The organism is Agromyces bracchium, assembly GCF_009709675.1.
GTDB lineage: Bacteria > Actinomycetota > Actinomycetes > Actinomycetales > Microbacteriaceae > Agromyces > Agromyces bracchium.
The window spans coordinates 149,591-172,766 of record NZ_WMLB01000019.1 but is presented as its reverse complement, the minus strand read 5'-3'; the positions used below and the strand labels follow the sequence as shown (position 1 = coordinate 172,766).

20 protein-coding genes are annotated in these 23,176 nt (G+C 71.1%); 16 read left to right on the top strand and 4 right to left on the bottom strand.

Features of this window, described 5'->3' with window-relative positions; genetic code table 11:
• On the top strand, positions 1–492 hold the full coding sequence (gene def / locus GJ743_RS08075; RefSeq protein WP_155051361.1) for a peptide deformylase: 492 nt from the start codon (positions 1–3) through the stop codon (positions 490–492).
• 90 nt (positions 493–582) lie between these two features.
• On the opposite strand, the gene GJ743_RS08070 is transcribed toward def, so the two are convergent.
• The gene (locus tag GJ743_RS08070) at positions 583–2,418 is read right to left on the bottom strand and encodes an AMP-dependent synthetase/ligase (RefSeq protein ID WP_328288947.1); all 1,836 of its coding nucleotides are present in this window, start codon (positions 2,416–2,418) and stop codon (positions 583–585) included.
• A gap of 141 nt (positions 2,419–2,559) precedes the next feature.
• Here GJ743_RS08070 and GJ743_RS08065 point away from each other — a divergent pair, with 141 nt between their 5' ends.
• From GJ743_RS08065 to GJ743_RS08055, 3 genes are all read left to right on the top strand, one after another.
• On the top strand, positions 2,560–3,507 hold the full coding sequence (locus GJ743_RS08065; RefSeq protein WP_328288946.1) for an ROK family glucokinase: 948 nt from the start codon (positions 2,560–2,562) through the stop codon (positions 3,505–3,507).
• Positions 3,508–3,557: 50 nt separating this feature from the next.
• On the top strand, positions 3,558–4,253 hold the full coding sequence (locus tag GJ743_RS08060; RefSeq protein ID WP_328288945.1) for a lysophospholipid acyltransferase family protein: 696 nt from the start codon (positions 3,558–3,560) through the stop codon (positions 4,251–4,253).
• A gap of 100 nt (positions 4,254–4,353) precedes the next feature.
• A complete protein-coding gene (locus tag GJ743_RS08055; RefSeq protein WP_376862049.1) occupies positions 4,354–5,724 on the top strand; it encodes a class II 3-deoxy-7-phosphoheptulonate synthase in 1,371 nt (456 codons plus the stop codon).
• Positions 5,725–5,799: 75 nt separating this feature from the next.
• Here GJ743_RS08055 and pknB read toward each other — a convergent pair whose 3' ends face one another.
• Together pknB and GJ743_RS08045 are read right to left on the bottom strand one after the other, a co-directional pair.
• A complete protein-coding gene (gene pknB / locus GJ743_RS08050) occupies positions 5,800–7,701 on the bottom strand; it encodes a Stk1 family PASTA domain-containing Ser/Thr kinase (RefSeq protein WP_425545777.1) in 1,902 nt (633 codons plus the stop codon).
• A 98-nt stretch (positions 7,702–7,799) separates the two neighbouring features.
• Entirely contained in the window at positions 7,800–8,864 is a 1,065-nt protein-coding gene (locus GJ743_RS08045) for a LysM peptidoglycan-binding domain-containing protein (RefSeq protein ID WP_155051359.1), read from the bottom strand.
• A 135-nt stretch (positions 8,865–8,999) separates the two neighbouring features.
• On the opposite strand from GJ743_RS08045, the gene GJ743_RS08040 reads away from it, so the two are divergent.
• Positions 9,000–9,338, top strand: a complete 339-nt coding sequence (locus tag GJ743_RS08040) for an Rv2175c family DNA-binding protein (RefSeq protein WP_328288944.1) — start codon at positions 9,000–9,002, stop codon at positions 9,336–9,338.
• 10 nt (positions 9,339–9,348) lie between these two features.
• On the opposite strand, the gene GJ743_RS08035 is transcribed toward GJ743_RS08040, so the two are convergent.
• The gene (locus GJ743_RS08035) at positions 9,349–10,461 is read right to left on the bottom strand and encodes a polyprenyl synthetase family protein (protein ID WP_328288943.1); all 1,113 of its coding nucleotides are present in this window, start codon (positions 10,459–10,461) and stop codon (positions 9,349–9,351) included.
• Positions 10,462–10,537: 76 nt separating this feature from the next.
• Between GJ743_RS08035 and GJ743_RS08030 the strand changes: the two genes are divergently transcribed.
• The 11 genes from GJ743_RS08030 (at position 10,538) to murG (ending at position 23,137) form a co-directional block, all read left to right on the top strand.
• A complete protein-coding gene (locus tag GJ743_RS08030; protein ID WP_155051358.1) occupies positions 10,538–10,921 on the top strand; it encodes a DUF3040 domain-containing protein in 384 nt (127 codons plus the stop codon).
• A gap of 409 nt (positions 10,922–11,330) precedes the next feature.
• Entirely contained in the window at positions 11,331–11,762 is a 432-nt protein-coding gene (gene mraZ, locus GJ743_RS08025; protein ID WP_154344783.1) for a division/cell wall cluster transcriptional repressor MraZ, read from the top strand.
• Between the two features lie 103 nt (positions 11,763–11,865).
• The gene (rsmH, locus tag GJ743_RS08020) at positions 11,866–12,819 is read left to right on the top strand and encodes a 16S rRNA (cytosine(1402)-N(4))-methyltransferase RsmH (protein WP_155051357.1); all 954 of its coding nucleotides are present in this window, start codon (positions 11,866–11,868) and stop codon (positions 12,817–12,819) included.
• Positions 12,816–13,394 (top strand): hypothetical protein, encoded by a 579-nt coding sequence (locus GJ743_RS08015; RefSeq protein ID WP_155051356.1) that lies wholly within the window; start codon positions 12,816–12,818, stop codon positions 13,392–13,394. Before rsmH ends, GJ743_RS08015 begins: the two co-directional genes overlap by 4 nt.
• Positions 13,395–13,446: 52 nt before the next feature.
• Positions 13,447–15,237 carry a peptidoglycan D,D-transpeptidase FtsI family protein gene (locus GJ743_RS08010; RefSeq protein WP_155051355.1) on the top strand — a complete coding sequence of 597 codons (1,791 nt, stop codon included), beginning with the start codon at positions 13,447–13,449 and terminating at the stop codon, positions 15,235–15,237.
• Positions 15,238–15,250: 13 nt separating this feature from the next.
• Positions 15,251–16,795, top strand: coding sequence for a Mur ligase family protein (locus GJ743_RS08005; protein WP_328288942.1), 1,545 nt, complete (start codon positions 15,251–15,253; stop codon positions 16,793–16,795).
• A complete protein-coding gene (locus tag GJ743_RS08000; RefSeq protein ID WP_155051416.1) occupies positions 16,792–18,204 on the top strand; it encodes a UDP-N-acetylmuramoyl-tripeptide--D-alanyl-D-alanine ligase in 1,413 nt (470 codons plus the stop codon). The genes GJ743_RS08005 and GJ743_RS08000 overlap by 4 nt, the downstream gene beginning before the upstream one ends.
• Complete coding sequence (gene mraY / locus GJ743_RS07995; RefSeq protein ID WP_328288941.1) at positions 18,201–19,295, top strand: phospho-N-acetylmuramoyl-pentapeptide-transferase; 1,095 nt, start codon at positions 18,201–18,203, stop codon at positions 19,293–19,295. The genes GJ743_RS08000 and mraY overlap by 4 nt, the downstream gene beginning before the upstream one ends.
• Entirely contained in the window at positions 19,280–20,836 is a 1,557-nt protein-coding gene (gene murD / locus GJ743_RS07990) for a UDP-N-acetylmuramoyl-L-alanine--D-glutamate ligase (protein WP_155051353.1), read from the top strand. Before mraY ends, murD begins: the two co-directional genes overlap by 16 nt.
• Entirely contained in the window at positions 20,793–22,040 is a 1,248-nt protein-coding gene (ftsW, locus tag GJ743_RS07985; protein ID WP_155051352.1) for a putative lipid II flippase FtsW, read from the top strand. The genes murD and ftsW overlap by 44 nt, the downstream gene beginning before the upstream one ends.
• A complete protein-coding gene (murG, locus tag GJ743_RS07980) occupies positions 22,037–23,137 on the top strand; it encodes an undecaprenyldiphospho-muramoylpentapeptide beta-N-acetylglucosaminyltransferase (RefSeq protein WP_155051351.1) in 1,101 nt (366 codons plus the stop codon). Before ftsW ends, murG begins: the two co-directional genes overlap by 4 nt.
• The last annotated feature ends 39 nt before the right edge of the window (positions 23,138–23,176 follow it).

The following is a 23,176-nucleotide window of genomic DNA, read 5'->3' as shown; positions in this document are numbered from 1 at the left end:
TTGCCGGAACGTCCCATTCGCCTGTTCGGCGACCCCGTCCTGAAGACCGTCTCGAGCCCCGTCGACCTCGTCGACGACCGCGTCCGATCCCTCGTCGAAGACCTCGTCGACAGCGTCCGGCTTCCCGGGCGCGCGGGTGTCGCGGCTCCCCAGATCGGCGTGAACCTCCGCGTGTTCAGCTACAACGTCGACGGGGAGATCGGCTACATCATCAACCCGGTCCTCGTCGAGGTCGTGGGCGACCCCGAACTCGTCGACGAGGGCTGCCTGTCGGTTCCAGGGCTCTGGCACAAGACGCCGCGGCATCCCTTCGCGCGGGTGCGCGGCATCGACCTCGACGGCAACGAGATCGAGTTGGCCGGTGAAGGGCTCATGGCTCAGGCGCTCCAGCACGAGACCGACCACCTCGACGGCGTGCTCTACCTCGATCGCCTCGAGAAGGACGAGCGTCGCGCGGCGATGCGTGCCGTGCGCGAATCCGACTGGTTCTGAGTCGACCGTGCGCCTGCCCGCCCGGGCGGGCAGGCGGAGATGACGGATGCCCCGCGGCGCGAGCCGCGGGGCATCCGTTTCGAGGTCGGGTCAGCTGATGATCGAGTGGCCCTCGGTCGCCGGCGCCCCCGAGTAGAGCCCGTCGATCTCGGCGGAGAAGTCCTCGAGGATGACGTTGCGCTTGATGCTCATCTTCGGCGTGAGGTGACCGCTCTCCTCGGTGAACTCGGTCGGCAGGATCACGAACTTGCGGATCGATTCGGCACGGGAGACGTTCTCGTTCGCGGCGTCGATCGCCCGCTGCACCTCGGCGAGGACCATCGGGCTCTTCGCGGCCTCGTGGACGCTCATCCCGGCGTCCTCGCCGTGGTTGTTCAGCCAGACCGGGAGCATCTCGGGGTCGAGCGTGACCAGTGCCGAGATGAACGGTTTCTGGTCGCCGACCACGACGACCTGTCCGACGAGCGGGTTCGCCCGGATCGGGTCCTCGAGGGCGGCCGGCGCGACGTTCTTGCCGCCGGCGGTGACGATGATCTCCTTCTTCCGGCCGGTGATCGTGAGGAAGCCGTCGGCATCGAAGGCGCCGACGTCGCCCGTCTTGAACCACTCGCCGTCGAAGGTCTCGGCCGTGGCCGCCGGGTTCTTCCAGTACTCCTTGAAGACGTTGATGCCCTTGACCTGGATCTCGCCGTCGTCGGCGAGCCGAACCGACACGCCCGGCAGCGCCGGTCCGACGGTGCCGATCTTGGACCGGTGGGCGAGGTTGACGGTCGCCGGTGCAGTGGTCTCGGTGAGGCCGTAGCCCTCGAGGATGGTGATGCCGAGCGCGTGGTAGAAGTGGCCGAGTCGGGGGCCGAGCGGCGCCGAGCCGGAGACGGCGTACTTGACGTTGCCGCCCATGGCAGTACGCAGCTTCGAGAAGACCAGTCGGTCGAAGAGCGCGAACTTCAGCTTCAGCCCGAGCGGGATCTTCGCGCCCGACTCCTGAGCGGTGGAGTAGGCGACGGCGGTCTCGGCTGCGGCGTGGAAGATCTTGCCCTTGCCGCCGGCCTCGGCCTTCTGCTCCGACACGTTGTAGACCTTCTCGAAGACGCGGGGGACCGCGAGGAGGAAGGTCGGCTTGAAGCTGCCGAGCGAGGGGAGCAGCTGCTTGGTGTCGGGCTGGTGGCCGACGCGGACGCCCGCGTGCACGCAGAGCACCGAGATGAAACGGGCGAAGATGTGCGCCGTGGTGATGAACAGCAGGGTCGAGGCGCCGTTCGGGTCGAGCACGACCTCCTCGAGCGCGACCGCCGAGTTGCGGCAGAGCTCGACGAAGTTCGCGTGGGTGAGCACGCAGCCCTTGGGCTTGCCCGTGGAGCCCGAGGTGTAGATCAGCGTGGCGATGTCGGAGCCCACGGCGAGGTTGCGGCGTCGCTCGATCTCCTCGTCGGGAACGTCGGTGCCCGACGCGGCGAGCTTGTCGAGGTCGCCGAGGTCGATCTGCCAGACGTTGCGGATCGCCGGGAGATCGGGGTGCACCTCGTCGAACCGTGCGAAGTGGTCGGCCGTCTCGAGGATGACCGCGATCGCCCCGGAGTCGCCGAGGTTCCAGCGCACCTGGGCGGGCGAGCTCGTCTCGTACACGGGCACGAGGATCGCGCCGGCGAACCACGCCGCGAAGTCGATCAGCGTCCACTCGTACCGGGTCTTGCTCATCAGCCCGATCTTGTCGCCAGGCTGGATGCCCGCGGCGACGAGGCCCTTCGCCAGGCGGACGACCTGCTCGTGGAATTCGCGCGTCGTGACCGGGCTCCACCCGCCACCGGCGGTCGGCAGGGAGAAGAGCACCGAGTCGGGCGTCGCCTTGACCCGGTCGACCAGCAGGTCTGTGGTGTTCGCGTCGGGGTCGGCGGGGACCAGGGGCGCGGTGGTGAACTCGATCACGGTAGCTCCTTCGGCACCGGGAGGGCCGGGCGGGTTCGGGGCCGCACGACCACTGCTGTGGGGTTGACTACACTCTAGTCGGTGCAGCGGGGACCTCACCGGCTGTTCAGACCCACTCACCCCAGGCGAAAGGCGTTCGACGTGCACGCGATCGGCATCGACATCGGCGGCACCAAGATCGCGGGCGCCGTGGTCGACGAGCTCGGAGTCATCGTCCGCTCGGCCAGGGTGCCGACGCCCGTCGACACGACTGCCCTCGAGGACTCGGTCGTGGCCATGATCGGCGAACTCGCGGGCGGCGATCGCATCGATGCGGTGGGGGTCGCAGCGGCCGGGTTCATCGACGCCGCGCAGTCGACCGTGTACTACGCGCCGAACATCGATTGGCGCAACGAGCCGTTCCGGGAGAAGCTCGAGGCGCGCGTGGGCGGCAACGTCGTGGTCGAGAACGACGCGAACGCGGCCGGCTGGGCGGAGTTCCGCTTCGGTGCGGGGCGCATGGTCTCAGACATGGTCATGCTGACGATCGGCACGGGCGTCGGCGGCGCCATCGTCGCCGGCGACCGGCTCTTCCGCGGCGGATTCGGCGCGGGCGCCGAGCTCGGCCACATCCGGCTGGTGCCGAACGGCGTGGCCTGCGGCTGCGGCCAGCACGGATGCCTCGAGCAGTACGGGTCCGGGCGCGCCCTGCTGCGCATGGCGAACGAGATCGCGGACGCCGGGGGCATCGGGCAGAACCTCGCTCGAGCACGGGAGGAGCACGGCGCGCTCGACGGCGCGATCGTGGGCGGACTGATCGCCGCGGAGGACCCGGGTGCGGTCGCCGCGCTGCGGCAGCTCGGGCGATGGCTCGGCGAAGCGTCGGCGAGCCTGTCGGCGGTGCTCGACCCGCAGCGGTTCGTGTTCGGCGGCGGGGTCGCGGTCGCGGGGGAGTTGCTGCTGGCGCCGATCCGCGAGGCGTACCTGGAGCACCTCCCCGCACGTGGCTACCATCCCGAGCCCGACTTCGTGATCGCCGAACTCGTCAACGACGCCGGCGTCGTCGGCGCGGCCGACCTCGCGCGCGTCTGGGTGGAGGAGCACGCCTGACGCCGACGGCGCTAGGCTTGCCGGGCAGCGGGACGAGACGGAGGACCGGGGTGTTCTACTGGATCATGAAGCACATCGTGGTGGGGCCGCTGCTCCTCTCGATCTTCCGCCCGTGGGTCGTCGGGCTCGAAAAGGTCCCCAAGGAGGGTCCCGTGATCCTCGCCTCCAACCACCTCTCGTTCATCGACTCGATCTTCCTGCCGCTCATCGTCGACCGCCCGGTCGTCTTCCTCGCCAAGAGCGAGTACTTCACCGGCAAGGGCCTCAAGGGCTGGGCGACGCGGATGTTCTTCCAGGCCGCGGGTCAGCTCCCCATCGACCGATCGGGCGGCAAGGCGTCCGAGGCGTCCCTGAACACGGGCCTGCGCGTGCTCGGCGAGGGCCGCATCCTCGGCATCTACCCGGAGGGCACCCGCAGCCCGGACGGCAAGCTCTACCGCGGGCGCACGGGCGTCGCCCGCATGGTGCTCGAGGCCGGGGTCCCGGTCGTCCCCGTCGCGATGATCGGGACGGCCGAGATCATGCCCATCGGCACGCGGCTGCCCAAGGTGCGGCGCGTCGGCATCGTCTTCGGCGAGCCGCTCGACTTCTCGCGCTTCCACGGCATGGAGGGCGACCGCTTCGTGCTCCGCTCCGTGACCGACGAGCTCGTGTACGACCTGCGGGCGCTCAGCTCGCAGGAGTACGTCGACGTGTACGCGAGCACCCTCAGGGAGCAGCGCGCCGCCCAGACGACGTCGGGGTAACGCACCGTCGCCCCACGGTAGGCTGGACCCACGGCGTCGCGACGTGCGGCGCCGGTTTCCGTTTCAGCGCCGCGTGCGCCCGAACCCTCAGGACAGTCCAGTGGTACAGCTCGTCGAGCCGGTCGTGAATGCAGATCCCTCCGTGATTGCCGGCCTCGACTATTGGCGCACGCTCCCCATCAAGCAGCAGCCGAGCTGGCCCGACGCCGAGGCGGCGCACGCGGCATCCGCTGAACTGGCGACGCTACCGCCGCTCGTGTTCGCGGGCGAAGTCGACATGCTGCGCGACCGTCTCGCGGCCGCGTCGCGCGGCGAGGCGTTCCTCCTCCAGGGCGGCGACTGCGCCGAGACCTTCGCGGGAGCGACCGCCGACCAGATCCGGAACCGGGTGAAGACGGTCCTGCAGATGGCGGTCGTGCTCACGTACGGCGCCTCGATGCCGGTCGTGAAGATGGGGCGGATGGCGGGCCAGTTCGCCAAGCCCCGCTCGAGCGATTCCGAGACCCGGGGCGGCGTGACGCTGCCCGCGTACCGCGGTGACATCGTCAACGGCTACGACTTCACGCCCGAGTCGCGCGCGGCCGACCCGTCGCGTCTGCTGCAGGGCTACCACATGGCGGCGTCGACGTTGAACCTCATCCGTGCGTTCACGCAGGGCGGCTTCGCCGACCTGCGCCAGGTGCACGCGTGGAACCAGGGCTTCGCGGCGAACCCGGCGAACGCCAGGTACGAGAAGCTCGCTCGCGAGATCGACCGTGCGGTGAAGTTCATGGATGCCTGCGGCGCCGACTTCGACGAGCTCCGTCGCACCGAGTTCTACACGGGCCACGAGGGCCTGCTCATGGACTACGAGCGGCCCATGACCCGCATCGACTCGCGGACGGGCACGCCGTACAACACGTCGGCGCACTTCATCTGGATCGGCGAACGCACGCGCGAGCTCGACGGCGCGCACGTCGACTTCCTGTCGCGCGTGCGGAACCCGATCGGCGTGAAGCTCGGGCCGACCACGACCCCCGAGGTCATGATCGAGCTCGTCGAGAAGCTCGACCCGAACCGCGAGCCGGGCCGCCTCACCTTCATCACGCGCATGGGGGCCGGCAAGATCCGCGACGCCCTGCCGCCCCTGCTCGAGGCGATCAAGCGGAGCGACGCGAATCCGCTGTGGGTGACCGACCCGATGCACGGCAACGGGATCACGACGCCGACCGGCTACAAGACGCGACGGTTCGACGACGTCATGGACGAGGTCGCCGGCTTCTTCCAGGCGCACCGCGCTGCGGGCACGCACCCGGGCGGCATCCACGTCGAGCTCACCGGCGACGACGTCACCGAGTGCCTCGGCGGTTCCGAGCACATCGACGAGGACACGCTGGCCACGCGCTACGAGTCGCTCTGCGACCCGCGGCTCAACCACATGCAGTCGCTCGAGCTCGCGTTCCTCGTCGCCGAGGAGCTCGCCGCGCGCTGACGGCGAGCGACGACCGACGGGCGGTCGCGGCAGACGGCTGCCGCGGTCGCCCGTCGACGTCTGCCCGGATGCCGGCTACGGCTGGAAGTTGACCGTCACCTCGGACCCGCGGGCGACCGTGTCGCCGGCCGCCGGCTCCTGCACGGATGCCACGACCGCGCCTTCGAGGAATCCGGGCACGTTCGAGGCGACCGTGAAGCCGGCCTCCTCGAGCTGCGCCCGGGCCTCGGCGATGGTCTGGCCGGTCACGACGTTCGGGACCTCCACGAGGTCGGGGCCCTTCGAGAGGGTGAGTCGGACGACGTCGCCGGGGTTCATCGGGTCGTCGAGCCACTCTGCCGTGATGACCACGTCGACGGCGACCTCGTTCGAGAACTTCGGGTCGGCGAACTCGACGGTGAGGCCCGCGGTCTCCAGGCGCGACTGCGCATCACCGACGGCGAGGCCTTCCACCGGGGGCACGGGACCGACGGAGACGAGGAGGGTCACTGCGCCGAGCTCCGGGTACTCTGCGCCGACGGCGGCGCCCTCGGCGTCGAGCACCGCGAGGACGAGACCCGCCTCGACGTCGGCCGAGAACTGCTTCGCGCTCTCCTCCGCCACGGTGAAGTCGGCCAGCTGCCCGCGAGCGTCGGCCTCGGGCCGGCCGATGACGTCGGGGACCGCGAGGATCTGCGGGCCGGTCGACACGAACATCGTCACGGTCGAACCCCGGCGCGCGAAGTCTCCGGCGGGCGGGTCGGTGCCGATGACCTGGCCGGCGGGCACGACCGGGTCGTTGCGCTCGGCGGGGTCGACGGTGAAGCCCGCCTCCTCCAGCGTCTGCGTGGCGTTCTGGGGAAGCATCTCGGCCGTGTCGGGGATGCTCGCCAGGGCACCGGGGCCGGCGCCGAAGTACCATCCGGTTCCCACGGAGAGCCCGGTCAGCAGCAGGACGAGCGCGAGCAGCCAGTACCCGCGGTTCCGGCGGCGCGTCGCGGACCGCTCGAGCTCGGCCGCGTCGTCGTCCTCGTCGCTCGCCGTCGGGATCGGTGCGCCGAGCGGTGCGATCACGCGGGTCTCGGCCGTGGGCGCGTCCGTGCCGCCGCCGATGACGAGCGTGTCGTGCATCGCCGTGTGCTGGCGTGCCGGACGCAGGGCCGGCTCGACCTCGCGCAGGCGGTCGAGCATGATCCGGGCATCGGCCGGCCGCTGGTCGGGATCGCGCGAGGTCGCCCACAGCACCAGCGCGTCGAGCTCGGGCGGCACCGACGGCGTCTTCGTGCTCGGCGCCGGGACCGACTCGTTGGCGTGCTGGTACGCGATCTGCATCGGCGCCTCGCCGACGTAGGGCTGCTCGCCGGTCAGCATCTCGTACGCCATGATGCCGAGCGCGTAGATGTCGCTGCGGGCGTCGGCGACGCCGCGCGTCACGAGCTCGGGGGAGAGGTAGGCGATGGTCCCGAGCAGCGCCTGCCCGGTCGCCGTGTTCGCGCTCGCGGCGCGGGCCAGGCCGAAGTCGCCGAGCTTGATGCGCCCGTCATCGGCGAGCAGCACGTTCTCGGGCTTGAGGTCGCGGTGCACGATGCCGGCCTTGTGCGCGGCGGCGAGTCCGGAGAGCACCGCGTCGAGGATGTCGACGGTCTGCTCGGGCGTGAGCCGCTTGTAGTCCTTCAGCAGGTCGCGCAACGTGATGCCGGGCAGGTACTCCATGACGAGATACGCCATGTCGGCGTCCTGTCCCTGGTCGAACACGTTGACCACGTTCGGGTGCGCGAGGCGGGCGGCAGAGCGCGCCTCCTGGACGAAACGCGTCTTGAACGTGTTGTCGTCGGCCAGGTGGCCGTGCATGATCTTGATCGCCACCCGGCGCTCGAGGCGGAGGTCGGTCGCGAGGTAGACCGTCGCCATGCCGCCTCTCGCGATGCGCGAGCGCACCTGATACCGGCCGTCGACGAGACGGCCGATCATCGGGTCGGCGGGTGGCGCGGTGGTCACCGTACGAGTGTACGAAGTGGCATATGCCGTTCGGTGAACAAACGCCGGGACCGTGGGGAAACGAAACGGCATCGTGACGAACGGACGCCGTCCTCCGTTCAGCCGAGCTCGTCGAGCCAGCGGCGGGCGGAGGACTCCCACTTCGCGTAGTGATTCGGGTGGGCGCTGTGCTGCACGGCCTGCGCGGCATCCGTCACCGTCATCCCGGCCCAGTCGGGCACGTCGAGCAGGCCGGGGGTGCGTCCCTCGTTCGGGGTGGTCGGCCCCCCGTAGAACGCCGTCGCGGCGCGCACGGGGTCGAGGACCTGCTCGGGGGTGCCCCAGCCCTGGCTGGGACGCTGCTGGAAGAGTCCGAGCGAGTCGCGGTCACCGTGCCGGACGTTTCGCAGGCCCGATTCCTGGGCCGCCGCCGCGAGCGCGACCACGATGCCCCGGTCGGGCACGCCGAGCGATCGGCCGACCTCGACGATGATCCGCGCGTTCGCCCGCATCTCGTCGTCGAGGCGGACGTCGAGCGCCGCGACGCTCGAGGCCTCGACCGCGGCGACCGGTGCGGTCGATTCCGAGACGGATGCCGCAGCGCCCGCGCCGGCGGGGATCGTGATCGCCTGCCCGGGGAAGATCAGGCTGGCGCGTCCGAGGCCGTTCGCGCTGAGCACCACGTCGACGTCGAGTCCGTACTCGGCCGCGATGGCGATCATCGTGTCGCCCGGGGCGACGATGTGCCGCGCGATGCCGGCATCCGACTCGACGGTGAAGTTCGGGGCGCCGCCGGGCAGTGCCAGGCGCTGGCCGGGGAAGATCAGGCTCGACCAGCTGAGGCCGTTCTCGGCGAGCACCTCCGCGGTGGACAGGCCGTACCGCTCGGCGATCGCGCTCACCGTGTCGCCCTGGGCGACCACCACCTCGCTCGGGACCGTCGAGGCCGGCATCGCGGGACGGGGCGCCGGCGCCCCGCGCGTCTCCTTCGCCTTCGGCTGGCGCTTCACGGACTGCGGTGCCGCGTCGGCGGGCTGGGCGATCCCGAGGGTGACCGCCACGGCGCCGACGACCGCGACGGGGACGGTGAGCAGGCGGCGGACGCCGACTCGCCGGAACGTCGGAGCCCGATCCCCGGGCTCCGGTGCACCGCCCGTCGGCCTGTCGTCCCCGTACTTCCTCATGTTCCCCCTCCGCCTGAGAGCGGATGCCGTCACGGTCTCATGACGGACATGGCGAGTCAAACTCATCGACGCGAGTCGCGCCGCGCGGGGCCGAACCGGGTTCCGAGCGGCGCCCTGTCGTGGCAGGCTGGTGCTGTGACCGACGTCGAGCAGACCGAGTGGCTGACCATACCCGAGCTGGTCGAACTGATGGGGCAGAGTCCGGGCCGGATCCGGCGCCTCATCGACGACCGGCACCTGCTCGGTGCACGAATCGACGGCGTGCTCAAGGTGCCGGCCGCCTTCCTCCGCGACGACGCCCCGCTCCCCGAACTGCACGGGACGGCGATCGTGCTCTCCGACGCCGGGTTCTCGGACGACGAGGCGCTCGAGTGGTTCCTCGCCGAGGAGGACAGCCTCGGCACCACGCCGATCGCGGCGCTGCGGGCGGGCCGCAAGGCCGAAGTGCGCCGGATCGCGCAGGCGCTCGCCTGACCGGCCCGCGTCAGCTCTCGCGTCGCGTGACGGCGCGTGCGAGGTCGGCGAGGTCGCGCGCGGCACCGGGGTCGAGGTCGCTCGATGCGAGCGCAGCGAGCGCGCGATCGGTGTTCGCCGCGATCTCGGCCTCGACCACGTCGACGGCACCGCAGTCGCGGATCGTGCCCTGCAGCATCCGGATCTGATCGGCGTCGAGGGCGGGATCGCCGAGCAGCTCGTCGAGGAGCCTGCGCTGCCCGGGGGACAGCCGCTCGCGGGCGACCGCGACGAGCACGGTGCGCTTGCCCTCTCGGAGGTCGTCGCCCGCGGGCTTCCCGGTGACGGCCGGGTCGCCGTAGACCCCGAGCAGGTCGTCCCGGAGCTGGAAGGCGATGCCGAGTGGGAGCCCGAAGGCTCGCAGCGCCTCGAGCTGCGGCGTCGAGCCGCCCGCGATCGCGCCGCCGATCGCGAGTGGCGCCTCGATGCTGTACCGCGCCGACTTGTGGACGACGACCCGCTCGGCGCGTGCGCGCTGCTCCTCCTCGGGGCGGGTGAGCCACGCCCGCTCCTCGAGGATGTCGAGGTACTGGCCGACCGTGACCTCGGTCCGCATGCGATTGAACTCGAGGCGGGTCTCCCGCGAGGCGGACGGGTCTCGGAGCGCGGCGAGGCCCTCGTCGAGCAGTTCATCGCTCCAACCGAGCAGCAGGTCGCCGAGCAGGATCGCCGTCGCTCGACCGTACTCGCCGGCGTCACCGGCCCAGCCTCCGTCGCGGTGCTGCGCCTCGTAGACGCGGTGGGCCGCCGGGGCGCCCCGCCGGGTGTCGGAATTGTCGATCAGGTCGTCGTGGACGAGTGCAGCCGCGTGGAAGACCTCGAGCGCCGCCGCCGCCGAGACGACGGCGTATCGCTCCGCCGACGGCGCACGGTCGCCGTTGCCGCGATCAGGGCCGCGGACGGCATCGAATCCGAGGCTGCAGAACCTGGCCCGGAAGCGCTTGCCTCCGCTGAGAAACCGCTTCGAGAATGCCGCTAGCGGGTCGAGGTCGTCGGTGATCGAGCGGAGAATGGTTGCACGGTCGGCGAGGAACTCCTCGAGGCGTTCGTTCACCGCATCGACGAGTCGGGGAGCAAGGGCCACCTGCCTAGCCTAGCGAGGCCGCAGAGGACTAGAATGGCGTCACGAAGCGTCGGTCCCGAGAACTGAGGGGAATGAGATGCCGCTTTCGGAGCAGGAGCAACGCCTTCTCGAGGAGATGGAGCGGAACCTCTACAAGAACGACGCCGACTTCGTCGCGACCGTCGGCGGAGGAGGCAGAGGCCGTCCCAACTACCGGGCGATCGTGCTCGGCGTTCTTCTGGCCGTCGCCGGAGCCGGTGCACTGATCGGTGGTGTCGCCTCCCAGCTCACGATCGTCGGGGTGCTCGGCTTCGCGCTGATGTTCGTCGGCGTCCTGGTCGCGATCACGCCGTCGAAGCGCCGCGGCGCGACGGCACCCATGCCCAGCAGCGGCGCGTCGCCGAAGACCGCGAAGCCCCAGGCCGGCTTCATGGACCGATTGAACGAGCGATGGGATCGCCGCCAGGAGGGCCGCGACTGACCGTCGTGATCCCCTGACGGAACCGATCGACGGGCTGATCTCGGATCAGCCCGTCTTTTCGTGCGCGCGCGGAGTGCGCGCGTTCACGGAGCCGCTCCGCTGACCTCGCTCCACCCCGGCCCGCCAGAGCCCTCCACTTCCCCCCACATGGTCTCGGGGCGTCGACACTCGAGGGTCGGCGTGGGCGGATCGCGCCGGTCGGCAGGCGTCGATCGCGGCCGATCGCGGCCGATTCGCGGCCCTGCGGGATGAGGAACATCCATTTCCCTCCACCTGCGAGAAGCCTGAGAATCCGGGCCTGCACTGAGCCGAAGACGGCGAAAACGGAGGAATGTCGTTGTTCAGTGGAGGGTAGTGGAGTAAAGTGGGGACCGCACCTGGTTCCTGGCCGGAGGATGGGGGTGACGTGATGTTCCTCGGAAGCTACGAACCGAAGCTCGATGAGAAGGGTCGCGTCATTCTTCCGGCGAAGTTCCGGGATGAGTTGTCGAACGGCCTCGTGCTCACGCGAGGTCAGGAGCGCTGCATCTACGTGTTCAGCGCGCGGGAGTTCGAGGACATGAGCGAGAAGATCCGCCAAGCCCCCGTGACGAGCAAGCAGGCGCGCGACTACATGCGCGTCTTCCTCTCAGGGGCCTCTGCGGAGACCCCCGACAAGCAGCATCGGGTCACCATCCCAGCGAACCTCCGCGCGTACGCGGGGCTCGACCGAGACCTGACGGTCATCGGAGCGGGGAGCCGGGTGGAGATCTGGGATGCGACGGCGTGGCAGACGTACCTCGCCGAGCAGGAGGCGGCCTTCGCAGAGACGGCGGAGGAGGTGATCCCCGGACTCTTCTGAGTCCCCGGGCCCCGACTCCCAGCCGTGCGAGCCTGCTGCACTTCCCCGCAGCAGGACGAACGGATGGGGATCGGGACCCGGAGGCCCGGAAGGAGGGAGCTTCATGGACATCGAACGGATCCACACCCCGGTGATGCTCGAGCGGACGCTCGAGCTCCTGGCACCGGCGCTCGAACGCGAGGGCGCCGTGTACGTCGATGCGACGCTCGGCATGGGCGGGCACTCGCGCGCGGTGCTCGAGCGCTTTCCGAAGGCGATCGCCATCGGCCTCGATCGCGACACCGACGCGATCGCGATCGCGAAGGAGCGCCTCGCCGCATTCGGCGACCGGGCCCGGTTCGTGCACACCGTCTACGACGGGATCGCCGATGCCGTGCGCGGCGAGGGATTCGCCGAAGTCGACGCGATCCTCTTCGACCTCGGCGTGTCCTCCCTCCAACTCGATCGCGCGGAGCGCGGATTCGCGTACGCGAAGGACGCGCCGCTCGACATGCGCATGGACTCCACGCGCGGGAGGACCGCTGCGGACGTCATCGCGGAGTACTCGGAGGACGACCTTCGCCGGATCTTCCGCGACTACGGCGAGGAGAAGCTCGCCGCTCGGTACGCCCGAGCGATCGTGCGTGCGCGGGCCGAGTCGCCGATCACCCGCTCGGGCCGGCTCGTCGAGGTGCTGCACGACGCGACCCCGGCCGCCGTGCAGCGGGCGGGGCATCCCGCCAAGCGCGTCTTCCAGGCACTGCGCATCGAAGTCAACGAGGAGCTCTCGGTGCTCGAGCGCGCCATGCCCGCGGCGCTCGATCTCGTCGCCGTGGGCGGCCGGATCGTCGTGCTGTCCTACCAGTCGCTCGAGGATCGCCTGGTCAAGCGCGTCCTCGCCGCGGCATCCACCTCCACCGCTCCCGCAGGGCTGCCGATGGAGCTTCCGGAGCACCGCCCGCAGTTCCGGCTCCTCGTCCGAGGCGCCGAGCTCGCGAGCGAGTCCGAGCAGGCGGAGAACCCGCGTGCGAAGCCGGTGCGACTGCGCGCCGCAGAACGAGTGAGGAGGCCGTCATGAGCGCACTGCCGGCCCAGACGCGTCCCGCCAGGCGGTGGGCGCCGGCCGCCGCGCCGCGGCTCCGCCCGGCCCCGGAGCCGGGCGCGAGGCGTGCGCGACCGCGGCTCGCCTACGCCGTCGTCGCACTCGCCTCCATCGGAGCGATCGCGATCGTCCAGCTGCTCCTGTCCATCGCCATGACGCAGGGCGCCTACGAGATGGACGAGCAGCTCCTCCGCCAGGCGGAGCTGCAGCGCGAGCAGCAGAAGCTGTCCGACGACCTCGATCGGCTGGAGTCGCCGCAGTTCCTCGCGGCGAACGCGGAGGCGCTCGGCATGGTCCCCAACGCCGCCCCGGTCTACCTCCGCCTCTCGGACGGCGCGGTCCTCGGCGACCCGACCGCGGCCGCCGGAACCGCGTCGTCATCGGCCGCACTCGTGCCCAATGCCCTGATCGACGGCGTGCCGCTCGTGACGGAGCAGGAGGAGGGGGAGACTGCGAAGGGCGGGGACGGGAAGCCCGCGACGTCCGCGGACGGCGCACCGGCCGCGCCGCCGGCGCTCTCGGGCGGCCTGCCCACCCCGGCGACGCACTGACGTCGGCGACCCGCACGACCACGACCGGAAGCCGGACGGAGCGAACCAGCCGATGAACCGAGTGAGCCGCCATCCGATGCGCCGCATCGTCGCCGCGGGGTTGGCCCTCGTGCTGGTGGTCGGCTGGTTCGTGGTCCGGCTCGTCGACATCCAGGTCGTGCGCGCGGCGGAGCTGAACGAGGCCTCGCAGGACGTGCGGTCCGAAACACGCGTGATCTACGGGGAGCGTGGCGCGATCGTCGATGCGGACGGCACCGTGCTCGCGGAGAGCGTGATGCGGTACAACATCACGCTCTCGCCGAAGCAGGCGCTGGCCACCCGGTCCTTCGAGCGCGGCACCGGCGATGACGCGGTCGACGTGACCCTCGACGAGGCGCTCGGCGAACTCGGCGACGTGCTCGGACGATCCGCCGGAGAACTGCGAACGCAGATCGAGGGCGAGCTCGCGAAGGACCCGGGTGCCGACTTCTCCTACGTCGCCAAGCGCGTCGACACGGATGTCTACGAACGGGTCAAGGCGCTGCGCATCCCGTTCGTCTACTCGGAGGAGGCGCCCGGCCGCCGGTACCCGAACGGCGCGGTCGCGGGCAACCTCCTCGGGTTCGTCACCGACGAGGGCGAGGCGGGCGCGGGCCTGGAGTACTCGGAGGATGCGTGCCTCGCGAGCGAGGACGGCGAGATGACCTGGCTGCACAGCCTGAAGGACTGGGTCGCGATCCCCGGCTCCGAGGTCGTGAACACGAGCGCGCACGACGGCGGCGACCTCCAGCTCACGATCGACGCCGACCTGCAGTACTTCGTGCAGCGCATCGCCGCGGCGCGGGTCGCGGAGACCGGCGCCGACTGGGCCACCGTCACGGTGATGGAGGCCAAGACGGGCAAGCTGCTCGCGGTCGCCGACGTGCCCACCGTCGACCCGAACTCGCCCAGCTCGGTCGACGCCACCGACCGCGGCTCGCGGGCGTTCTCGGCGCCGTTCGAGCCCGGCTCGACCTTCAAGGCACTGACCTCGGCGTCGGTGATCGACGCGGGCAAGGGATCGCCCACGAGCGGGGTGACCGCCGACTACCGCTACCTGCCGCCGAACGGCGCGAACATCAACGACAGCCATTACCACGGTCCGACGAACTACACCATGACGGGGATGCTCATCGACTCCTCGAACACGGCCATGTCGATGTTCGGCGAGCAGGTCGGCGACGAGCAGCGCTACCAGGACATGCTCGACTTCGGCCTCGGAGCGGAGTCGGAGGTCGGCTTCGCGGGCGAGGAGCCGGGCGATCTGCACGGCGGGCCGGAGAACTGGGACAACCAGACCAAGTACGCGACGATGTTCGGCCAGGGCCTGACGACGACGGCGATCCAGATCACGAGCGCGTACCAGGCGCTCGCCAACGGCGGCGTCCGGATGCCGGTGTCGCTCGTCGAGGGATGCCGGCAGTCCGACGGCACCGTGACGGAGGTGCCCTCCGACGAGGGTCGACGCGTGGTGTCCGAGAAGGCCGCCGACCAGACGAGCCAGATGCTCGAGCAGGTGTACCTGCACGGCTGGCTCGCCGACCAGTGGGAGATCCCCGGCTACCGCGTGGCCGCGAAGACCGGAACGGCGCAGGTCCCCGACGGAAACGGCGGGTACCAGTCCGGTTACCTCGTCTCCGTCTCCGGGTTCGCGCCGGCGGATGACCCGGAGTTCGTCGTTTCGGTCAGCATCATGAACCCCGTTAAGATGAACTCGTCCGCCGCATCGGCTCCCGTCTTCCAACAGGTGATGAGCCAGGTGCTGAAGAAGTATCGGACCGTTCCGTCCGGCGCCCAGGCGCCCGAGTTGCCAGCCACCTGGTGAGAAAGTTGGGTTCGTGACCGGATCGCCTCCCACGGCACTCCGGCCGCAGCACCCGAGTCCTCGATCGCTCCGCGGCCTCGCGGACGCGTTCGGATTCGAGGTGCGCGGCGGGATCGACGACCTCGACGTGACGGGTGTCGCGATCGCCTCCGGGTCCGTGCACGGCGGTGACCTGTACGTCGGCGTGCCCGGCCGGCACGCCCACGGCGCCGACTACGCCGCCCAGGCCGCGGCGAACGGCGCGGTCGCGCTGCTGACGGATGCCGCGGGCGCCGAGCGTGCGGCCGAGTCGGGTCTTCCGGTCCTCGTCACGCCCGACGCGCGAGCGGCGCTCGGCGAGGTGGCGGCGTGGATCCACCGCACCGCGGAGAACCCGGCGACCCTGTTCGGCGTCACCGGCACGAACGGCAAGACGAGCGTCGTGTACCTGCTCGACGCCGTCCTGCGTCGGCTCGGCGTGGTCGCCGGTCTCACCTCCACGGCCGAGCGTCGGATCGGCGACGAGGTCGTGACGAGCTCGCTCACGACGCCGGAGGCGAGCGAGCTGCACGCGCTGCTGGCCCGGATGCGCGAGGTCGACGTCCGCGCCGTCGGCATCGAGGTGTCGGCGCAGGCGCTCAGCCGGCACCGCGTCGACGGCATCGTGTTCGACGTCGTCGGCTTCACCAACCTCTCGCACGACCACCTCGACGACTACGCGTCGATGCTCGAGTACTTCGATGCGAAGCGGGAGCTGTTCACCCCCGAGCGCGCGCGCCGCGGCGTCGTGACGGTCGATTCCGAGTGGGGCGAGCGACTCGTCGCGGAGTCGCGCATCCCGGTCGCCACGCTCGCGATCGAGCCGGGCGTCGACGCGGACTGGCACCTCACGGTCCTCGACGAGACGCCGGTGCAAACGAGGTTCCGGCTCGAGGCGCCCGACGGACGTGCACTCGAGACGAGCATCCCGCTCATCGGCCGATACAACGCGGCGAACGCCGCGCTCGCGATCGTGATGCTCGTCGAGGCGGGGAACGACCTCGACCTGATCGCCGGCGCCGTCGCGGAGCACGGCATCGACGCCTACATCCCCGGGCGGACCGAGCGGGTCTCCGGCGATCGCGGCCCGGTCGTCTACATCGACTACGGGCACACGCCCGACGCCTTCACGCAGGCGCTCGAGGCGATCCGCCGCACGACCGAGGGCCGGGTGGTGATGGTCTTCGGCGCCGACGGCGACCGCGATACCACCAAGCGCGCCGAGATGGGCGCCATCGCCGCGCGCGGCGCCGACGCGCTCGTCGTCACCGACTTCCACCCGCGGTGGGAGGACCCGGCGGCCATCCGGGCAGCGCTGATCGCCGGCGCGAAGGCCGCGGTCCCCGACCGCGAGATCCACGAGATCGCCGACCAGCGCGCCGCCTTCCGGCACGCGCTCTCGCTCGTCGGCGAGGGCGACGCGATCCTCTACGCGGGCCCCGGGCACGAGGACTACCAGGAGGTCGCCGGAGTGAAGCACCCGTACTCGGCCAGGGACGACGCCCGGCTCGCACTGCAGGAAGCGGGGTGGCTCGGATGATCGCGCTGACCATGGCCGAGATCGTCGAGGCGACCTCGGGCCGATTCGAGCCGGCAGGCACCCATGCGACGCCTGAGACGGTCGTCGACGGCGCCGTGACGACCGACTCGCGCGAGGTCGAGCCGGGCGGCGTCTTCGTCGCCAAGCGCGGCGAGTTCGACGACGGGCACCGCTTCGCACCGGCCGCCGTCGAGCGGGGTGCGGCACTCCTGATCGTGGAGCACGTGCTCGACCTGCCCGTCGCGCAGGTCGTCGTCGCCGATTCCGTCGACGCGCTCGGCGCGCTCGCGACCGAGGTCGTCCGGCGCGTGCGCGCGCTCGGCCGCCTGAAGATCGTCGGCGTGACCGGGTCGAACGGCAAGACCACGACGAAGAACCTGCTGCGGACGGTGCTCGAGCAGGTCGGTCCGACCGTCGCCGCCCGCAAGAGCTACAACAACGAGGTCGGTGCGCCGACGACCATGCTCGAACTGACCGAGGAGACCGAGTTCCTGGTCGCCGAGATGGGCGCCTCGGGCGTGGGCGAGATCGCCCGGCTGATCCGCATGGCCCGCCCCGACGTCGGCATCGTCCTGAAGGTCGGCCTCGCGCACGCCGGCGAGTTCGGCGGCATCGAGAAGACCGTGCAGGCCAAGTCCGAGATGGTCACCGACCTCCTGCCGACGGATGTCGCGGTGCTGAACGTCGACGACCCCCGCGTGGCGCCCATGGCGGAACGGACGACCGCGCGCGTCGTGTGGTTCGGCCTCGGCGACCGCGCCGCGGTCCGCGCCACGGACCTCGTGGTGCACCCGCGGGGCACCGAGTTCACGATCACCGTCCCCGGGGGCGAGTCCGCTCGCGTGCGCTTCTCGGTGCTCGGTGAGCACCACGTCATGAACGCGCTGGCCGCGACATCCGCCGCCCTCGAGCTCGGCGTGCCGCTCGCCACGATCGTCGCCGGCCTCGAGCAGGTCACGCTCGCCGAGCAGTGGCGCATGCAGGTCATGGGCGGCCGCGACGACATCACGATCATCAACGACGCGTACAACGCCAGCCCCGACTCGATGGCGGCCGCGCTGAAGACGCTCGCGCAGGTGAAGCGGCCGGGAGCCCGCACGATCGCCGTGCTCGGCGAGATGAGCGAGCTCGGCGAGTTCTCGGGGGAGGAGCACGACCGGATCGGCCTGCTCGCCGTCCGGCTCGGTATCTCCCAGCTCGTCGTCGTCGGCGAGGGCGCGCGGCGCCTGCACATCACGGCGATCAACGAGGGCTCGTGGGACGGCGAGTCGGCGTACGTGGAGTCGGCGGAGGAGGCGTTCGACCTCGTGACCGCGTCGGCTCGTCCGGGGGACACCGTGCTCGTGAAATCGTCGAACTCGGCGGGCCTCCGCCACCTCGGCGACCGACTGGGAGAATGGTTCGCGTGAGAGCACTTCTGACCGCCGGAGCCCTGTCGCTCTCGTTCACCCTGTTCCTGACGCCGCTGTTCATCCGGCTGTTCACGCGTCTCGGGTGGGGTCAGTTCATCCGCGACGACGGCCCGAAGACGCACCACGTCAAGCGCGGCACGCCCACGATGGGCGGCATCATCTTCATCCTCGGCACCCTGTTCGGCTACTTCATCGCCACGAGCCTGGTGGGGGACGGCCCGACGGCGTCCGGCTTGCTCGTGCTGTTCATGATGGTCGGCCTCGGCCTCGTCGGATTCGTCGACGACTTCCTGAAGACGCGCAAGAAGCAGAGCCTCGGCCTCGGCGGGTGGGCGAAGATCGCCGGCCAGACGCTCGTCGCCGCCGTGTTCGCGCTGCTCGCGCTGCAGTTCCCGAACGCCGAGGGCGCGACGCCCGCGTCGACGAAGATCTCCTTCATCCGCGACCTGCCGCTCGACTTCATGGTGCTCGGCACGGTGGTCGGCATCATCGCCTACGTCGTCTGGATCGTGCTCATCACCGCGGCCGCCTCGAACGGCGTGAACGTCACCGACGGGCTCGACGGACTCGCCTCGGGCGCGTCGATCCTCGCGATCGGCTCGTTCATCATCATCGGCTTCTGGCAGTTCAACCAGTCGCGGTTCAGCGAGAACCTGAACCCGAGCGACCTGTACCGCAGCTACGACGTGCGCGACCCGCTCGACCTCGCGATCGTGGCCACCGCGATCGTCGGCGCGGTCGTCGGCTTCCTCTGGTGGAACACGAACCCGGCGCACATCTACATGGGCGACACGGGCTCGCTCGCCCTCGGCGGCGCCCTGGCGGCGCTCGCGGTGACGAGCCAGACCGAACTGCTGCTCCTCGTCATCGGCGGCCTCTTCGTGATCGAGGCCGGCTCGGTGATCGTGCAGCGCGCGTACTTCAAGGTCACGGGCGGCAAGCGGATCTTCCTGATGAGCCCGATCCACCATCACTTCGAGCTCAAGGGCTGGGCCGAGGTCACCATCGTGGTCCGGTTCTGGATCATCGCCGGGCTCTTCGTCGCCGCGGGCGTCGGCGCCTTCTACTTCGAATGGCTGCAGAGTTGACGGATGCCGCGACCGGGGCCGCACGCCTCGAGGGCCTGACCAGCTGGCACTCCGAGGGGTGGCGCGACCTCCGCGTCGCCGTGCTCGGGCTCGGGGTCACGGGGTTCGCCGTGGCCGACACGCTCGCCGAGCTCGGCTCGCGGGTCACGGTGTACGCGGCCTCGCCCGACGACGAGCGCGCGCGCATCCTCGACGTGATCGGGGTCGGTTTCGTCGTGCACCCGCTCGACGCCGTGCCCGACGAGCTCGCGGCATCCGCCCCCGATCTCGTCGTCGTCTCGCCCGGCTTCCGTCCCGATCACCCGATGCTGCGCTGGGCCGATGAGGGCGGCGTACCGGTCTGGGGCGACATCGAGCTCGCGTGGCGCGTGCGCGACAAGGTGAAGGCGTCCGAGTGGATGCTCGTCACGGGCACCAACGGCAAGACGACGACCGTGCAGCTGGCGGCCACGCTGATCGCGGCGGGCGGCGCCCGCGTCGCGCCGTGCGGCAACATCGGCGTGCCCGTGCTCGACGCGGTCCGCGATCCGCTCGGGTACGACGTGCTGGTGGTCGAGCTCTCGAGCTTCCAGCTGCACCACCTGCCGACCATCGGACCGGGTGCCGTGCACCCGGTCGCGAGCGTGTGCCTCAACCTGGCCGACGACCACTACGACTGGCACGGTTCGCCCGAGGCCTACCGCGACGCCAAGGCGAAGGTGTACGCGAACACGAAGGTCGCCTGCGTCTACAACCGCGCCGACGAGGCGACCCGGTCGATGGTCGAAGACGCCGAGGTCGAGGAGGGCGCCCGCGCGATCGGCTTCGGCCTCGACACCCCCGGCCCGAGCGACTTCGGCGTGGTCGACGGCATCCTCTGCGACCGGGCCTTCCTCGAGGATCGACGCACCGCGGCGCTCGAGCTCACGACGCTCGAGGAGCTCGAGCCGCTGGGCCTCGCGGTCCCGCACGTCGTCGCCAACATCCTCGCGGCGGCCGCGCTCGCGCGCTCCATCGATGTGCCGGTCGCGGCGATCCACGACGCGCTCGCGGGCTTCCACCTCGACGCGCACCGCATCCAGACGGTCGCGACGGCCGGCGGCATCCGCTGGATCGACGACTCGAAGGCGACGAACCCGCACGCGGCCGAGGCGTCGCTCCAGGCGTTCAGCCCGGTCGTCTGGATCGTCGGCGGGCTGTTGAAGGGGGTCGACGCAGATGCGCTCGTGGCGCGGCACGTGCCTCGGCTGCGCGCCGCCGTGGTCATCGGCGCCGACCGCACGGCGCTCGTCGAGGCGTTCCGCCGACACGCGCCCGGCGTGCCGGTCTTCGAGGTCGTGGCGGATGACACTGGGAGCGTGATGCCCGACGCGGTCGCGCTCGCGGCCTCGGTCGCCGAGGAGGGAGACACCGTGCTCCTCGCGCCCGCGGCGGCATCGATGGACCAGTTCGCGGACTATGCCGACCGCGGCCGGCGCTTCCACGAGGCCGTCCGCGACCGGCTCGGAGAGGAGGGGCATGACCAGCCCACCTCGGACGACCCGGCCGGCCAGGCGGACTGAGTCGACCGGGCTCGCCGCCCGGATCCGCCTCGGGGTGTTCCGACCCGAGTCGAAGGACTACTTCCTGCTCCTCGGCACGGTGCTCTTCCTCGTCGTGCTCGGCCTCGTCATGGTGCTCTCGTCGTCGCAGGTCGAGTCGGCCCTGGCGAACGACGGCGACTTCACCTCGCGAGCGGCGCAGCAGGCGACCTACGCCCTGATCGGCGTCCCGGTGATGCTGCTCGCGGGCCGCATGCCGGAGCGGTTCTGGATGCGCATCGCCTGGCTCGTGCTCGGCGTCTCGTGCGTGCTGCAGCTGCTCGTCGTCGCGACCCCGCTCGGCGTCGAGGTCGGCGGGAACACGAACTGGCTGAACCTCGGGCCCGTGCAGTTCCAGCCCTCCGAACTCATCAAGGTCGCGCTCGTGCTCTGGCTCGGCCTCATCGTGACCAAGAAGCAGGACCACCTCGGCGACTTCGGCACGGGCATCATGCCGATCCTGCTCGTCGGCGGCGGGGCGATCGGGCTGGTGCTGCTCGGCGGCGACCTCGGAACCGTCATGGTCATGGCGGCGATGCTCCTCGGCACGCTCTTCCTCATCGGGGTCCCCCTGCGGCTGCTCGCCGTTCCCGTGCTCTTCGGCGCGGCGGCCTTCACGCTCGTCGCGGTCTCGAGCGAGAGCCGGATGCGACGGATCACCGCGTTCCTCGAGGAGGACTGCGCGAAGTACAACCTCGGCGACTGCTGGCAGATCCAGCACGGCACCTTCGCGATGGCGAACGGCGGCATCTTCGGGGTCGGACTCGGCAACTCGGCGGCCAAGTGGTCGTGGCTGCCCGCGGCCGACAACGATTTCATCTTCGCGATCATCGGCGAGGAGCTCGGCCTCATCGGCGCGGTCGTCGTCATCGGGCTCTTCGTCGTGCTCGCGATCGCGCTCGCACGGGTGATGCGCGCGGCCGCGACGCCGTTCGGGCGCACGGTCTCGGCGGCCGTCCTCGTGTGGGTCGTCGGGCAGGCGTGTGTCAATATCGGTGTCGTGCTCGGCGTCTTCCCCGTCCTCGGTGTCCCGCTCCCGCTCGTGTCGGCGGGTGGCACCGCGCTCCTCACGACCCTCTTCGCGATCGGCGTGGTGCTCTCCGTCGCGCGCGACCCGGGCGTGCCGGCGCGAGGGAGCGCCGGGGCGACGTCGCGTCGTCCGTCGAAGGCGGCCCGCACGCGATGACGACGTACCTCCTCGCCGGCGGCGGCACCGCCGGCCACGTGAACCCGCTGCTCGCCGTCGCCGATCGCCTGCGGGAGCGCGACCCCGAGGCGGTCGTGCTCGTGCTCGGCACCGCCGAGGGCCTCGAGGCGCGGCTGGTGCCCGCCCGGGGGTACGAGCTGCTCACGATCGAGAAGGTCCCGTTCCCGCGCCGGCCGAACGGCGCGGCGTTGCGGTTCCCGTCGCGCTTCCGGCGATCGATCGCCGACGTGCGCGAGATGATCGCCGCTCGCGGTGTCGACGTGGTCGTCGGGTTCGGCGGCTACGTGTCGACGCCCGCCTACCTCGCTGCCCGGGGCGCGGGGATCCCCGTGGTGATCCACGAGGCCAACGCGCGGCCGGGGCTGGCGAACCGGCTCGGTGCGCGCTTCGCGGCCCGCGTCGGCGTCGCATTCGAGGGCACGCCGCTTCCGCACGCCGAGTTCGTCGGGATGCCGCTCCGACGCGAGATCGAGGTCCTCGACCGTGCCGGGCGGCGCGCCGAGGCAGCTGCGCTCTTCGGGCTCGATCCGGCGCTGCCGGTGCTGCTCGTCACGGGCGGCTCGCTCGGCGCCCGTCGCATCAACCGCACGACGGTCGACAGCGCCGCGACGCTCACGGGCACGGGCTGGCAGGTGCTCCACGTGACCGGTGCGAAGTCCGAGGTCGACGACCCCGGCATCGCCGGCTACCGGATGGTCGAGTACGCCGACCGCATGGACCTCGCGCTCGCGATCGCCGATGCCGCGATCTCCCGGGCCGGCGCCGCGACCGTGAGCGAGCTCTCCGCGCTCGGCATCCCGGCCGTCTACGTGCCCTACCCGGTCGGCAACGGTGAGCAGCGCTTCAACGCGGCGGGCGTCGTCGAAGCCGGCGGCGGCATCCTCGTCGACGACGCCGACTTCCTGCCCGAGTGGGTCTCCCGCGAGGTGGTCCCGCTGCTCGCCGATCGCGACCGCCTCGAGCGGATGGCGCGGGCCGCGGCATCCGTCGGCGCCCTGGACGGAACCGACCGGATGATCGGGCTCGTCGACGGCGCGCTGCGCCGCGACGGCGGCACCGGCGCCGCGGGCGCGTAACGTTGAACCGACCGAACCCCTCTCCAGGAAGCACCGCGA